Raw genomic sequence first — 458 nt, forward strand, 5'->3', positions numbered from 1 at the left:
TGATAGAGCTCATCGATTCCCGGATCTGCTTCCTCGCTGTTCTTCTGGGTAACGAGGCAGACTTTCTGGTCTCCGATCATCGCCTTCTCCACAGCCGCGATGGATTTACTGCGGCTGATATCGAAATGTATCATCATTTTAGGAAGGACAGTCATGCCACGCAAAGCAATGACCGGCATCGTTATTGTCTTATCTTCCATTTTTCTCTCCTTTGCATCCCGACAGAACGGACGGGCCCATCTGACTTTCTGCCCGCGCGTCCGTTTGGCTCGCTGCCTGCGGAAATAAGGAAAGGTGCTGCAGCAGTTCTTCCTGCTGTAACACCTTTCCGAACTTTCTCTGGATCCTATGCAATCTCGCCTGTCTTATCTTTTCTCAGTTTCTGTGCCAGGGATTTTCTGGGCACCGTCGTATCTCTGTAGATGATCTCCGGCTCTCCCTCTTTGTTCACGACAGCC

General features: G+C 50.9%; 1 protein-coding gene. It reads right to left on the reverse strand.

Annotation, left to right across the window (positions count from 1 at the left end; translation table 11 throughout):
* A partial coding sequence (locus NE664_13880; GenBank protein ID MCQ4727723.1) for an LON peptidase substrate-binding domain-containing protein occupies positions 1 to 200 on the reverse strand: 200 nt, incomplete at its 3' end.
* Positions 201 to 458: the final 258 nt, after the last annotated feature.

Source organism: Anaerotignum faecicola (assembly GCA_024460105.1).
Classification (GTDB): Bacteria; Bacillota; Clostridia; order Lachnospirales; family Anaerotignaceae; genus JANFXS01.